This window comes from Arcanobacterium hippocoleae, assembly GCF_031456295.1.
In the GTDB taxonomy this organism is placed as follows: Bacteria; Actinomycetota; Actinomycetes; order Actinomycetales; family Actinomycetaceae; genus Arcanobacterium_A; species Arcanobacterium_A hippocoleae.
In genome coordinates this window covers 1,720,328-1,734,864 of record NZ_JAVDUJ010000001.1, presented here as the reverse complement: position 1 = coordinate 1,734,864, position 14,537 = coordinate 1,720,328, and the positions used below count along the sequence as shown (strand labels likewise).

Annotated in this window: 9 protein-coding genes; 2 read left to right on the top strand and 7 right to left on the bottom strand. The window is 49.8% G+C overall.

What is annotated here, in order from left to right; genetic code table 11:
• The first annotated feature begins 60 nt into the window (after positions 1–60).
• The gene (uxaC, locus tag J2S36_RS07295; RefSeq protein ID WP_309956982.1) at positions 61–1,479 is read left to right on the top strand and encodes a glucuronate isomerase; all 1,419 of its coding nucleotides are present in this window, start codon (positions 61–63) and stop codon (positions 1,477–1,479) included.
• Between the two features lie 128 nt (positions 1,480–1,607).
• Here the strand turns inward: uxaC and J2S36_RS07290 are convergent, their stop codons facing one another.
• Positions 1,608–1,790, bottom strand: a complete 183-nt coding sequence (locus J2S36_RS07290; RefSeq protein WP_309956980.1) for a hypothetical protein — start codon at positions 1,788–1,790, stop codon at positions 1,608–1,610.
• Between the two features lie 579 nt (positions 1,791–2,369).
• Between J2S36_RS07290 and J2S36_RS07285 the strand changes: the two genes are divergently transcribed.
• Complete coding sequence (locus J2S36_RS07285) at positions 2,370–2,642, top strand: DUF3990 domain-containing protein (protein ID WP_309956978.1); 273 nt, start codon at positions 2,370–2,372, stop codon at positions 2,640–2,642.
• A gap of 153 nt (positions 2,643–2,795) precedes the next feature.
• Here the strand turns inward: J2S36_RS07285 and J2S36_RS07280 are convergent, their stop codons facing one another.
• From J2S36_RS07280 to J2S36_RS07255, 6 genes are all read right to left on the bottom strand, one after another.
• Positions 2,796–4,523, bottom strand: a complete 1,728-nt coding sequence (locus J2S36_RS07280; protein ID WP_309956976.1) for an alpha/beta hydrolase — start codon at positions 4,521–4,523, stop codon at positions 2,796–2,798.
• Positions 4,524–4,757: 234 nt separating this feature from the next.
• Positions 4,758–5,861 carry a sugar kinase gene (locus J2S36_RS07275; protein ID WP_309956974.1) on the bottom strand — a complete coding sequence of 368 codons (1,104 nt, stop codon included), beginning with the start codon at positions 5,859–5,861 and terminating at the stop codon, positions 4,758–4,760.
• Positions 5,858–6,499, bottom strand: a complete 642-nt coding sequence (gene eda / locus J2S36_RS07270; RefSeq protein WP_309956973.1) for a bifunctional 4-hydroxy-2-oxoglutarate aldolase/2-dehydro-3-deoxy-phosphogluconate aldolase — start codon at positions 6,497–6,499, stop codon at positions 5,858–5,860. Before eda ends, J2S36_RS07275 begins: the two co-directional genes overlap by 4 nt.
• A 92-nt stretch (positions 6,500–6,591) precedes the next feature.
• The gene (locus J2S36_RS07265; protein ID WP_309956971.1) at positions 6,592–7,668 is read right to left on the bottom strand and encodes a mannonate dehydratase; all 1,077 of its coding nucleotides are present in this window, start codon (positions 7,666–7,668) and stop codon (positions 6,592–6,594) included.
• A 2-nt stretch (positions 7,669–7,670) separates the two neighbouring features.
• Positions 7,671–9,278: a mannitol dehydrogenase family protein gene (locus J2S36_RS07260; protein WP_309956968.1), complete on the bottom strand. Its 1,608-nt coding sequence runs from the start codon at positions 9,276–9,278 to the stop codon at positions 7,671–7,673.
• A 275-nt stretch (positions 9,279–9,553) separates the two neighbouring features.
• Positions 9,554–14,443, bottom strand: coding sequence for a GDSL-type esterase/lipase family protein (locus J2S36_RS07255; RefSeq protein WP_309956966.1), 4,890 nt, complete (start codon positions 14,441–14,443; stop codon positions 9,554–9,556).
• Positions 14,444–14,537: the final 94 nt, after the last annotated feature.

Sequence of the window (14,537 nt, the reverse complement as noted above, 5' to 3'; positions counted from 1 at the left end):
AAATCTGCATCTCCATCTGGAGCATCAGCAGACACGATTAATGTTATTTAAGGAGTTTCTATGCCAACGCCGCTAAATCTTAATCCTGATCGTCTTTTCCCGAGCGAAGCAAAGCAACGCGAAATCGCCCGCGAACTTTATGAGGCTGCTAACGCTCACCCGATCATTTCCCCGCACGGGCATGTGCCGCCCCAGTGGCTTGCTGAAAATACCCCATTTACTGACCCAACCTCAATGCTGCTCACGCCAGATCACTACACCAATCGGATTTTGCATGGTGTAGCCGGCGTGGATTTGGCTGATCTTGGCGTGCCGGTAGGTTCCCCGATGGATGCGCATCGTGCACGTGAAGCATGGCGAATTTTCTGCAAGAATTGGTGGGTTTTCCGTGGCACTGCGGTGCAGACCTGGTTTGAGCAGGTATTTGCAGGAGTTTTCGGAATCGATGTTCGCCCAAGCGAAGAAACCGCTGATCAAATTTACGATACGATCAACGAACAATTGCAGACGGAAGAATTTTTACCACGATCCCTCTACCATCGTTTCAATTTGGCGCTCCTTGCCACCACTGATGATCCGCTCTCTGATTTGCGTTACCATCAGCAGCTCAATGAAGATCCGCAATGGGACGGCCGTGTGATCCCAACTTTCCGTCCTGACCAATATTTAGAACCAGCTCGCCCTGATTTCAAGCAGCTCACTGAAGCGCTTGGAGCTGCGGCAGATACAGACATTTCTACTTACGCTGGGCATCTGGAGGCAATGCGCAAACGCCGCTTGTTCTTCAAAGAAATGGGTGCCGTCTCTTCCGACCATTCACATGCAGATGCGGGCACTGTGCGGCTTTCTGCGAAAAAGGCGGAGAAGCTTTACCAGAAAGCATTGAATGGTGAGATTAACGCAAAAGACGGAGCGAAACTGCGGCGGCATATGCTTAACGATCAGGCACGTTTAGCTTGCGAGGACGGCTTAGTAATGACGCTCCACCCGGCAGTACACCGCAATCATGATTCTGCTGCTTTTGCTCGGCTCGGAGCTGATGTGGGCGGAGATATCCCGGCTGCGGTTGAATTTACACATGCACTGCAACCGATGCTGAGCGAGTATGGTAATCACGAAAACTTCCAGGTAGTAGTATTCACGATGGATCAGGACGTATATCAACGCGAATTAGCTCCGCTTGCCGGCTACTATCCTAGTGTTTATGTGGGTGCTCCTTGGTGGTTCCTCGATGAAGCAGACGCGATTTTGCGTTACCGTGAGCAGGTGACGCCTTACGGCACGTTCTACAAGACTTCCGGCATGATTGATGATACTCGCGCCTTTGCTTCTATCCCGGCACGGCATGATGTGGCTCGCCGGATGGATGCACGATATCTTGCACGCATGGTAGCTGAGCATCGTCTTGAAATGGATGAAGCACGTGAAATAGCAGTAGATCTTGTAACCACAATCCCGAGCCGTGCGTTTAAGCTCTAAACCGAAGTTCAACTCTGAACTCCCTCGGGATAGTCCTTCAAACACACCCCCTGGGAAATAACGAGACTGGGAAATATATAGCTTGAGGTGCAATGCATTCTGTTTGCATTGCACCTCAAGCTATATTGTTATGCCGTAAAATCTAGATTCACGGTTTCCTCTGGGATTAATGCCGACGGCAGAATACCGTGCAGAATATAATCTTTCAGTAGTTTGTCCATCTTAATGCTCACCTTAAAGATTGGCGTTGACTCGCCTAAAATTTCATCAAAAAATTGCTTCGCTTTTACCCGGTTAACTGTTTCTTTCAAAGCGTCAACCGCCCATCTTCGTTCAGATTATTTTCTATCACATGTGCTTCAAGCAGACTTATGAGTAATCTCTAATAGTGGGATAACTTGCATTAGTTTGAGTATCACACGTATCTGCAAAACAATACTTAGAATATCTGCAAAATAATATCTAGAAACCCTGCAAACGTATACCTTCATGCTAAAATTTCCTTATGAAACCTGAATTACATGGCTTTTCTCCGTATCGTTCACGAGCGATCGATTCATTGGTAAAGCAGCGATTGCAAGTCTCGAAGAAATTGAGATAGATTTAGGCGATTTACTGCCACGTATTCATGATTTAGTTGAGACTCTTGCTCGGTTACCCTCACCGAAATCGGCATGTCAGCGAGGATATTTATGAGGGAGAACAAAGAAACAGATATCGGCTTGTATACTGGCAGATAGTTTTTAGGGGCTGCTACTGAAGCCTGTATCTGCTGGGAGTACCGCCCTTCAACGTCGTAAGTTGGAAAAGATGTAAAATATCAAGAAATCTATGTTTGAAAAGATGTTCCCGCCTGCACGGAGGGCAGATGTTTAGGAGGAAATGCGAAAATGAGCGAGTTGATCTTATTTCACGGTTCTCCTAACAAAATCGTAGTACCAGCATACGGCAAGGGCGAAGAAAAACATGACTACGGGCAAGGTTTTTACTTGACTGATAGTATCGACCTTGCCAAAGAATGGGCAGTTTGCCGACCCAATGAGGAAAACGGATGGGTTCACAAGTATCATCTTGATACTGCCGCAAGGCAGAAAATGCGAGAACTTGTTGATTCCGATGCTAATTGTGTAACTAAAGTGTTCAGTACGCTTTTTACGGAGTGATGATTATGAGAGCGTATCCAAATGATTATTTGAATGATGTGGTGGAAAATCAGGGAAAACTCTTTATTTCGAGATCTTTTACCGGACTTCTTTCCATCGCGAGAAGATAATCTTCTTTGCCAACTTTGCGCTCATAAATCAGTAGCTCCGAATTTATTTTTCAGCCTCACCAGCATCTCCTTCTTCAGTATCCACAATAAAAGCATCTATCAGCTTGCTCACTTGTGCCCACACTTTACTGCCTGAAACAGACAGTGCCCCATGAAACGTACCCGCAGGCAGATACACAGAAACTTTTCCACCCCGATCAATCTGGGTTTTTGCCCATGTCAGCGCCTCGTCACGCAATGGGTCAACCGGATTGACGAAAAGGATTGCGGGAATCATGACGGGTGGCATCGCGTATGGGAAAGCAAACTCTGGCAGATCAGCGTTTCCAGCGTAAGCCTTCCATGCCGATGCTGCGGCTTTGCGGGTCCAAATTGGCCCTTGCGAATATTTTGCATAAGAAGCACTACCCATACTGGCATCAAGGCAAGGTTCAAGCAGGATCAGACCTTTTATTTTTTCCGCAAAATCTTTATTCACGCTTTGCAGAATTTGATTTACTAAACCAGCCCCTGCCGAATCACCGTACAGATAAACTGGCAAATTCTGATATTCATCAAAACAAAACTGTAATGCAGAGATACAATCTTCCACTGCCCCAGGATAAGGAGTTTCCGGAGCGAGACGATATTCTGGAGAAACAACTAACGCATTAAAGCGTTGCGCGATTTCCGCATTGCGAGCATCATCAAAAGCTGCCTTTCCAGCCACATAACCGCCACCATGTATCGCAAAAATAATTCTCTTCACTGAAGCATTAGCACTTGTAGCTTCTTTGCTGATAAATCTACTCACAATCTGCCCCGTGCGAAGCACAGTGACATCAACACCGGCAGGCACCGTCACATTATTTAACAGCTCTTCCCCTTTTGCACGCATTTTCTTCAAATCCCAGGTGCGCTGCTCTGGAATATCAGCTATGACGGGCAAAAGCTCAGGATCAATATAAGGCTCGTAAGCGTAATCCGCTGCCCCGGTAATCACACGATCAAAGAACTCCTCAACGGCAGCATAAAATTTTTCGCTTTGATCACGGCGTACCGTATGTGTTGCATTCGCAATCTGGACGCATTGCAGATTCGGATTATTGTAAGAGTTTGCCTGCTTCATCCCCTGCTCGCCAAAAAGCACATCTTCCCCATCACCAGTTATGAGCAAAGTCGGCATCTGTAAGGTTGCAAGGAGATCACGATTTATCGTCCCCACGATCCCAGTAGCCAGAAAATCTTGATCTACTTGGATTTTCCCTTGTGCCCATCCAAGATATTCCACTTCAGACCAATGCGGATAAGATGCACGCAATAATTCAAGCGCCGGTGACGGATACTGTTTCGTTTGCTGCACTTTTTCAAGGAGATGCAGGGCATTTTGTTGATACATGAGTGCTTGTGTTTGGGTTAGCAGCGCCGGATCTTCGAGCACAAGCGCACGAATCATCTGCGGAAACCTTGCGGCAAGAGTAGCAGCTATCGCCCCTCCTAAAGAATGCCCCATCAGCACAACTGATCCGTTAAGCGAACGGCTCGTAATATCAACTAGCGTTTGTGCAGCTGCCTTCACCATCGCAGCAAAAGGATCTTGCAACTCTGCTGCAGAAAAACGCGCAGACAAGCCATGCCCCAGCGTATCTACCAGTATGACTTCCCAATCAGCGTGATATCGCTGCGCTAAATCCATCAACGATGAGGCACTATCCGTCACCCCATGAAATGCAACAATTGTGCCCCGCAGCGCATTCCCTGACCGTGTATACGCCAAACGCTTATCACACATAAATTCTCCTCCATTGCAGCCGTAATAAAAGCGTACTTAAAACACTTTCGAGCGTCTAGTGCAGTGTTTCTCCCCCCCCCCATTAAGCAGTGCCACATAAAGTATACATATTAAAAAGGTGGTATAAATATACCGATTAGCTCTCTCCTTCCCTCCCCTCCTCAAAAAAATGTACCCCGCTAGGAACTTTCATTCCGTGCGGAGCACATTTATGTTCTTTGAGCGATGCGCTACTTAACGCTTCACGCGGGCTGATCCGCCGCGCATCACATTCTCAATCTCTTCCAGTGACGCCATCGAAGTATCACCAGGAGTGGTCATCGCAAGAGCACCATGAGCCGCGCCATAGTTTACTGCCTTTTCGATATCTCCTGTCTCCATCAAACCGTAAATCAACCCGGATGCGAAAGAATCGCCGCCGCCGACACGATCAAGGATCTCAAGCCCGTCACGCTGGATTGCTTGCACGAATCCCTGCTCACGGCTCCACGCTACAGCACCCCAATCATTTACGGTCGCGGTGCGTACTTGGCGCATCGTGGTGCCGATTGCCTGGAAGTTCGTAAATTCTGCGGAAACCTGTTCGATCATCTTCCGGAAAGATTCTACTTCCAGGTTGTCAAGGTTTTCGTTTACGCCTTCTACTTCAAAGCCGAGCGACGCAGTGAAATCTTCTTCATTACCGATCATCACGTCTACGTACTTTGCCAGTTCACGATTCACTTCCTGGCAGCGCGCCTGCCCGCCGTGAGACTTCCACAGCGATGGGCGATAATTCAGATCGAAAGAAACGATCGTGCCATACTTCTTCGCTGCCTGCATTGCCGCTTTTGCGGTAGCCGCAGTTTCTTCAGAAAGCGCGGCATAAATGCCGCCGGTGTGGAACCAGCGCACGCCAAGCTCACCAAATAAGTATTCCCAATCAATATCTTCCGGCTGCATCTGCATTGTTGCCGTATTGCCGCGATCATTATTCCCGACGGCACCGCGAATCCCGAATCCTCTTTCGGTGAAGTTTAAGCCATTGCGCACTGTGCGCCCCACACCGTCAGATTCAACCCACTTAATGAAAGAAGTATCCACACCGCCTTGCAGGATCAAATCTTCTACGAGCCGGCCAACTTCATCTTTCACCAGTGCGGTAACAATCGCTGCGCGCTTGCCGAATGCACGACGGAAACCGCGTGCTACATTATATTCACCGCCGCCTTCAGATGCACGGAAGGAACGTGCAGTGCGAATCCGGCCTTCACCTGGATCGAGGCGAAGCATCACTTCACCGAGGGAAACGATATCGTAGCGGCACTCTGCTGCCGGGCGAATTTCAATTGCGCTCATGAGCGATACTCCTTTACTAATTCCATCGCTTCCTGAGAAAGCGCGGTAATCTTTTCAAATTCTGCATTATTTACCATTTGCTTGGTCACCATCCACGATCCGCCGACGGAAGCGATAATTGGTTCGCTGAGCCATTCACCAATATTCTTTGGCCCGATCCCACCAGTTGGCATGAACTTAAACTGTGGGAATGGCGCTGCCATTGCCTTAATCAACGGAAGCCCGCCGAGTGGTACTGCCGGGAAGAATTTCAGCGTATCTAGCCCGTATTCGAGGGTCGCCATAATATCGCTTGGGTCTGCAATTCCTGGTAGGAATGGCACTTCGAGTTCGGCAGCCACATCTGCAATTTTTGCGGAAAAGCCTGGAGAAACGAGGAATTTCGCACCTGCTTCGACTGCTTTGCGAGCCTGCTCAGGCGTAGTGACGGTACCGGCACCAACAGTGATTTCTGGATATTTTGCCATTTCGGCAATACATTCAGCAGCTACTGGAGTCCGGAAGGTCACTTCGGCTGCCTTAATACCACCAGCCACAAGCGCCTTCGCTGTAGGTAGTGCATCTGCTACACGGTCAAGTACGACCACTGGCACGATTGGGTTCTCAGCAAGGAATGGCTGAGGAGACGGGATTGCCATGGGGATTCCTTTTCTTTATTTGATGATTTGGGCGAGAAAGTAGTATTTTGCGTGGATCGCACGCGATTCTCACGCGTGCGATCCGAAATGTTTTAGCGGTTCTTGAACTTTGTGATTGATTCCCAAAGCCCACCGAGGTATACGGCACCGAGTGCACGATCATAGAGCGGATAACCTGGACGGCCAGTTTCTCCCCAAATCATTCGCCCATGATCAGGACGGATATGAATATCTGGGCTTGTATCGTAGATTGCTTCCATGATTGCATGCATATCGAGTTCACCCGTGGATGACGGATGCGGTGCTTCGTGGAACTTCTTCTCGCTCAAGTACTTCACATTGCGTACGTGTGCTGCGTTGAGTAGCCCGCGTTCACCAAATTCACGGAAAATCGCTGGCACATCGTTCTCTGGATTTGAGCCAAGAGATCCGGCGCAAATACAGAAACCGTTGTATTGCGAATCGTACAGTTTCGCGATTTTGTCCATATCGTCCCGGTTGCGGTAAATCCGTGGCAAACCGAAGAGATCCCATGCCGGATCATCTGGATGGCATGCCATCTTGATCCCGACCTTCTCTGCCGTTGGGATAATCCCTTCCAGGAAGTAACGATAGTTATCACGCATTTTCGCGTGATCGATCTCCTCGTAGAGCGCCATTACTTCGTCGAGACGTTCAAGGCGTTCCGGTTCCCAACCTGGCAGCGTCAATCCGCCTGATTCTTTTGCAGTCAGCTCAACAATATCCCGTGGCGTCATTCCTTCTACGTCTGCGTGATCATAGTAGAGGCAGTTTGAGCCGTCTTCAGTTTCGTGAGCAAGCTCAGTCCGCAGCCAATCGAATACTGGCATGAAGTTGTATACAACCGTCTTGATCCCGTATTTAGCGAGATTTTCGAGGGTTTTATTATAGTTTTCAATGTACTGATCACGGCTTGGCAGACCCATCTTGATGTCTTCATGCACGTTTACAGATTCGATTACTTCACATTCAAGACCGGCAGCATTCACTTGGTCTACAAGCTTCTTGATTTCAGCTTCTTCCCATACTTCTCCAGCCTGATACTGGTTGAGCACGCCCATGATGCCCGTCATTTCTGGAATTTGCTTAATATACTGGAGCGGGATCGGATCGAAGCCCTCACCATACCAGCGGAAGGTCATCTTCATTTTTAGTTCATCTCCTTATCGATGGTGGAGCGTACTGCGCCTGCTCCGGTAATCATTTCAGTAAATAGTGCTTCGGCTTTCGCAGCTAGCGGGGTGTCGTAGAGGTTTACACCGAAAATTTGCGGGTTGCTAAAGATTGGTGCAAGCGTGGTATGAATCAACTGCTGATCGCTCTCGCCGAGCTTGATTGCACTCATTTGTGCGGTGAGCTCATCGAGCAGCGGATCGGAGGCAAGTTCGAGCGTGGCACCTTGATCATCTACACCCAGCAGGTAACGTGCCCAAAGTGCATAAACCAGCGGAATCACTTGCAATTGCGCAAGATCCATTCCACGGCTTTGATATTTCTTGATTGTTTCGCCGAAACGGATCGGGAGTTTCTGTGAAGTATCCATCGCGATACGTGCTGGCGAATCTGGCAGGTATTCATTCGGGAAGCGTACTTCAAGTACTTCACGCAGGAAGTCTTGCGGCGTAACGATCTTTGGATCTACCACTACTGGCAGACCTTCTTCACTGCCAAGACGGTTGACCATTTTTGCCAGTGCCGCATCGCGCATTTCAGCATCGATCGTTGGGAAGCCAAGGAGCATTCCGGAGATCGCAAGTGCCGTGTGGAGCGGGTTCAGGCAGGTGGTTACCTTCATGTTCTCAAAATCGTCACACACTTGGCGTTCTACGATGTGCACGCCAAATTCTTCAAATGGCGGACGCTCAGCTGCGAACTTATCTTCAATGATCAGGTATTCTGTTGGCTCAGCGTTTACAAAACCAGCGAATGCTGCACGCCCAACCGTCTGCACTTCTAGATCAGTGAATCCGAGCTCGGCAAGTTCGGCGGCGATTGACGGATTCGGGCGCGGCGTAATCTTATCGATGACGGAGATCGGGAATGCTACCCGGCTCTCGTCTGCTACATATTCCCGGAATTCTGCACTTGCCATTCCGGAAGCTACCCATCCGTCTACGATTGTGAGCACGGACTTGCGGAGTTTATCGCCGTTATGCGAGAAATTATCGGTGGAAAGCAGCGTGATTGGTGCAGCCCCTGCCGTAAAACGTGCATACAGCCCTGCTGCTACCAGCACCATCGTATTTGGATGATAGGTGAGTGGGTCTTTTGTAAATGCTGCAACTACAGATTCTTGCAGTGCACCAGATGAATCTTCAATCACATAGCCTTTTTCGGTGATTGTAAAGGAAAGCAGGGTGACGCTTTGCGCACGCATCAGCTCAAGGTAACGCGCATAATCTGCTTCACGACGGGTGGCGACCACTTCGCTCATCCCGGCGATGACTTTCATTTCACGCTTACCGTCTGGATTCAAGGTGACTCCGAGAGTCATTAAATCGAAAGGTGCAAGCTGGGTATCAAGTTCAGCTGGATCAAGCGGGATCACGCCAGCGATTGGCCAATGATGCCCTGCTGCTAGGAGATCGTGTGCTACGCGCGCGGTGAAAATACGGAAAATATTTCCTGGGCCGATATGTACCCAACGCGGGTTTGCTTTGCCAGCTTCCTGCATTTGTGCAACATCAAACGTTGGCAGTGCCACGCCGGCTGCTTCGTAGCTTGCAGTATCGCGAATTCCTTCAATCGAAAGTTTCATTCCGTCCTCGTTGACTCTCTCTTGTATGGAGTTGGATTTTCAACGGCTGACGGCTGCTCCCAGCTTTGCATTTGCGCTGCTTATTCACTGGGTTCAACTGTGATTCACCGTTGAACTTGGTAGTTTCATTTTCGATTGCACACGCATTGCGCGGCAAGGAGTTTCCATTTGTTTCCAGTTTTCGAAAATGAGGCGAGGCCGTGCAAATCCGGCGCTCGCCTCATTTCACTTTATCGCTTCTATCTTACGATATCTGCGCAGGATCTGGAAACGTTTTATGCTGATTTACTAGCGCAATTTCCACCTCGTCTGCGTTGATCTTTCCAACGCAGCTGCAAGGTGAGCATCATGCCCGTCCCAAGCATGAGCAGCAGCGCCGGAATTACTGGCCAGATTGCGGATCCGCTTGCAGCCAGTTCTTGTTTCGGATGAGTATAATGCTGGTCCGGCAAGGTTAGCGACGGTATCGGGGCAATGCTTAGATTCAGTTTCTGCTCCGGCTTCGTAGCTTCGCTCGATCCGATCTTCCCGCCCGGCTGTGCCGGATCCACACCCGGCTGATCTGGAGTTCCGCCCGGCTGTGCCGGGTTTACATCAGGCTGTGCCTGATCCCCACCAGGTTGCACTGGATTTACATCAGGCTGCACTGGATCCGCACCCGGCTGATCTACATTCCCACCAGGCTGTGCCGGATCCGCACCCGGCTGATCTACATCCCCACCCGGCTGATCTGGAGTTCCACCAGGCTGCCCCGGGTTTACATCAGGCTGCACCGGATTTTCTGAGGGGCACTCCCCCTGCCGGTAATCAGGCACGTTTAGCGTAGCGGGCGTGCCGTCGCCGTCGTAATTCAATGCCCAAATCTTGGAAGTACCAAGATTCTCAGGAAGCATCTGGATCACACCCATGAAGTGCTTCGCCAGTTCGATTTGCCCTTTTGCCCGCATGAATGAATTTGCATCAAACCATTCTTGCGCAACTACCCCACTAGCATTGTTTGCCGCCACAGCAGCAAGCCATTCATACCCGTCCACGTAGGTCAGTTTCTTTTCTGCCGCGATCTGCTTTAGTGCCTGCGCATACTCAGCGATATCTGCTCCGAGCTGTGCCGGGCTCATCAAGATCACGTAGGTATTGGCTGCCGTAGCTTTTTCCACGAGCGCTAAAATGTGTGCGGTAAAATCAGCCACGGAAGTTTCCACCAGTTTGTTCTTGAATTTCACATCCGGGGAAATCACCATTACATTCGGATTTTGCGCAGCAATCACCGCATCATATCGCGCAAGCAAATCTTTCGCCGATAATCCATTCAGCCCTGCATTTTGCACGAATTTCATGCGCATCCCTGCTGGGTTGCTGCGGTATTCCCAGCGAACTACTTCCTCGAATGCTTGCACGTAATTCTTTGCCGAAATTTCTGGCAATGTGCCTTGAGTTGTGGCGCCTCCCAGGAATGCCCACATTTGCGGCTGAGTACTTGCGTAAAGATTTCGCAACTGCGCAGCAACCGGAGCTGCATCATTCCCGAGTGAAGCAATCTGCTCCTCGGTAAGATTTTGCCCGTAGACTTCAACGTAATCGATCGCCCCTTTCAAATGCGAGAATGTTTGCCCCGCCGAATAGGAGCGCCCAAATCCGCCTACTGTGAGCTTGTCTGCTGCAAAGAACGACGGCGGCTGGGTCCATCCGGAAATCGGAGCAAGTTTTTGCCCGTCAAGATAAATCGTTAAACCGTTTTGCCCATAATTGATTGATGCAATATGGAAGTTTCCGTCACCGGGATTTGCCCCTCCGCGCGTGTAGTATCCATAATTTTGCCCGTTGCCCAGATCGCGCCCGACCCGGATTTCACCGTTATACACGCCAACGGTAACTACCTTCGCCGACTGTTCATCTTCAAGCGCGGCAAGCACATAGTTCACCCCGTTACGGGCCTCATCCATGCGGAATCGCACAGTAATATTGCCATTATTCGCTGCCGTATTTTCCGGCACGCCCGCAGTTATTTGATCTGCCGCCGAGCCGTCAAAATTCTTTTTCGGAGCGTATTTTAAGCCGTTGATGCTAAGCCCGGAAGCACCCGCGAAGGATTGAATCCTCGTCTTGACGGTTGTGCCGCTGGCAGGTACTTGCGCCTGCGCTGTTGCCATTAATCGCGCGTCTTTAGCTAATCCCAATTCCTGCAAAATAAATTTTGCCCAATTGAGGTGCCCGATTTGGTTCGGGTGCAGATCGTCATTCATCCATGCCGTGTTTGCACCGCCATCGCCGTTTTCTTGCCACCACGAATTGTAATCGATCATCATCACATGCTTTGCTCGTGCCATTTCACGTTCTGCCGCAAAGTATGGGCTCAGGTTTTTATTTGCCTGAGCTTGGCGGGTATCATTTTGCGTCATCAGAATTGGGATGGCACCAGATTCCCGGATCTTGTCTATTGCTGTGCTGAGATTCGTCTTGAATTGCGCAAGATCTGTGACGGGTTTATTGGCACGTCCGTCGTTCATTCCATAGGTGATAAATACTACATCCGCATTCCGCTGCGCTACGAAACTATCCCAGTATTGTGCCATCCACGATGAGGTTGCGGAAGAAACTCCGGTATTGAGCACTACATCTTTACTCCGATTTTGGCAGAGGATGGAATGCGTGCGGAGCACATCTTCAAAATATTCCGAGAAGCGCTTCAAACCATTGCTGTGCACTACCCCGTGTGTGATCGAATCACCCGTGAAAAGCCAATTCATTGGTTTTTCATCTTGTAGCCGCGCTTTCAGCTGCTGGTAATCTGCGGTGGCAAGATTATGTATTTTCCATGCTGAATCATTCGGGTTTGCTCCTGCAGGGAGGATCGTCAGCTTCACTATCCCTGTTGCCTGGCGGGGGATTCCCGTGCCATCGTCTGCTTCCGTAAAAGTTACCTGGAGGTTTATTTGCTGCTCGGCAGCATTACCCAGATTTGGCGTGCCAGTAATCGTGCCGGTGCGCGGATCAAATTCTAATCCAGCAGGAAGCCCGGTGATGGCGAAGTGATCGGCAAGTACTGGATCATTTCCGTTGACGGTGATTTGGGCAGGATTCATTGGCGTGCCGTCAGCGATGCGGATCGTTTGTGTACCTGGGATCGCTGCCTCGAACGGAAGATTATCCGTCAAATATCGGAGGGTGAAGTTAAGATAAGCAATATCGTTAAATCCAGCAGGTTCCATCAGTAATCCGATCTTCCCGTCTTTTTGTGGGGTCATCACAGTGTAGCCGGTCATGCCGGTACGGATTTGTTTTGATACCGGCCAGGTTTTGCCGTCGTCATATGACATCGACACATGCCCGTCTTTGCGCTCCCAATGGTGTTTTGTATTTGAAAACAGCAATACTTTTGCTCGGAGGGTATCTGCTTTTGCTGTTGGGAAGGCGCGCATTAGGTGTGCGTTATTTTGTGAATCTTGCAGCGCATGGTCGATTTTGTATTCACCCCATGTTTTTCCGCCGTTGCTGGAGATCGCCGTCAAGCGATACCCTTGCCCGTATGAGCCTTTCGGGATTCGCGAGTTGAGCATCAGCCGTCCGTCGGAGAGTTCTGTCACTTTGTTTTCGTCGAAGTTCCATGAGTTTCCATTGGCGCCTTCACTATCAGATACGAATTCGCCGCTTTGCCAGGTTTTCCCGTGATCATCTGAAAATATGGAGAGGGCTTTGAACCGCCCATTGGGGAAAAGGCAGGCAGCTTGCTGGATGAGCCGGTCCTTATGCGGTTCATGCATTTTTTGGATTCCCGCTCCAGAGGTGGCGAAACATCCACGCACCTGTGTCGCACGCGATCCGAGTACTTCGTTGGTGATTGTGCGCCGCTGCCAGGTATGCCCGTTGTCTTTGGAATTGGCGACTGTAAAATTCATTGCACTGCGGTGATGAATATTTACTGTACCGTCAGGATTCATTGCATAGTTTGGATTGTAGCCAAAGCCTGCGTCTAATGATCCAACGAAGAAAGCAAAAATTTCTCCAGTTGTATGATCAACCACGTATGACGGATCAGACCAGCCATAGCGCTCGCCTGCACCGGCAACTTTCCCTTGTGCGATCACGGTACGTGGCCCCCAGTTTTTTCCTTGATCGGTGGAGCGGCGTTGCACGATCGAATTTTCGTTTGGCGAATCTCCGCCTTGCCGGATCTGACCTCCCAGTGGGCGCAAATCGTATGCAGCGATCAGATCTCCATTGGAATCTGTGGTGAGTGCCGGAATCCGAATATTGTATTGATCCGTGTGCCGGTCAATATAGGTTAGTTCAGAGATTTCGGGGGCGAGGCGCGGATCGGCGTTGAAGGCTTTGAATCCTGTGGCTTGCTCCCAAATTCGGGGCACAGCTACTTGTGTAGATTTGCTGAGGTTTACAAGACGGCGTGCATCCGCAACGGTTGCTGTGGCAACTATTTCTGCTGATCCGCGCTGTAAATCCGCAGCATTTACTGTGTAGCTTCCGGTGCAGCGGGTATTCTCACCTGGTGTAAGCACTTGTTTTTGGCATTGCGCGCCGGTGATCGTGATTTGTGCTTTGGAAAGTGAGTTGATCGTAAATTCGTAGCCGAATTTATCACCGACCTTGTAGGCGGTTTTCCCGGTACCTGAGGTAATTGTCAGGGCTGAAATTTCTGCTACTTTTGCAGCTACCGGAATCGGTTCGCCAACGGTTTCGGCAAGGTTCACTCCAGCGGCAGAATGCGATGCACTATCGCGCATAATCCAGGTGATTCGCGGGGTGAATGAGCCAAGTGCGACGTCTTGCGCAGTTACCTTGTGATATGGCATTGTGCAATCTCGTTTTGTTTCATTTGGCGCGATCTTCCACCAGCGGCAAGTGGCATTCGTGAGATTCGAGCTGTGTGTGCCAAATGCACGTGCTTTCTCCGTATCGTTTTTTAGTGTGACGAGGAACCTGATCGTATCTCCTTCCGCAAATCCCCCTTCCTTAGGATTTTGCACCTCAAAACTTGATATTGCTGGGCGCGGCGGTGGCGAAGCTGCACCAGCTGCTGTGGGTGTATCTTCAGTTGTATTTGTTGCGATCGCCGCAGTTGGCAGCATTCCGGCACTGCCGATAATCGCAACGCCAATTAAGGCGACAAAACGCGAGAATTTTCTTCGCGTATTCAAAATTTGGAGCATCTTTGCACCTTTCGTATTTTCCGCTTCATTGCGTAATGTGTCAGACGTCAGTTGTCTGACAGTTCCGCTATCCTATCAAGGGGGCGAAAAGTGC

Coding starts and splice junctions, on each gene's coding strand:
- J2S36_RS07265 (WP_309956971.1), bottom strand. CDS start 7,668: ATGAAGATGACCTTCCGCTGGTATGGTGAGGGCTTCGATCCGATCCCG.
- J2S36_RS07280 (WP_309956976.1), bottom strand. CDS start 4,523: ATGTGTGATAAGCGTTTGGCGTATACACGGTCAGGGAATGCGCTGCGG.
- uxaC (WP_309956982.1), top strand. CDS start 61: ATGCCAACGCCGCTAAATCTTAATCCTGATCGTCTTTTCCCGAGCGAA.
- eda (WP_309956973.1), bottom strand. CDS start 6,499: ATGGCAATCCCGTCTCCTCAGCCATTCCTTGCTGAGAACCCAATCGTG.
- J2S36_RS07255 (WP_309956966.1), bottom strand. CDS start 14,443: ATGCTCCAAATTTTGAATACGCGAAGAAAATTCTCGCGTTTTGTCGCC.
- J2S36_RS07260 (WP_309956968.1), bottom strand. CDS start 9,278: ATGAAACTTTCGATTGAAGGAATTCGCGATACTGCAAGCTACGAAGCA.
- J2S36_RS07285 (WP_309956978.1), top strand. CDS start 2,370: ATGAGCGAGTTGATCTTATTTCACGGTTCTCCTAACAAAATCGTAGTA.
- J2S36_RS07275 (WP_309956974.1), bottom strand. CDS start 5,861: ATGAGCGCAATTGAAATTCGCCCGGCAGCAGAGTGCCGCTACGATATC.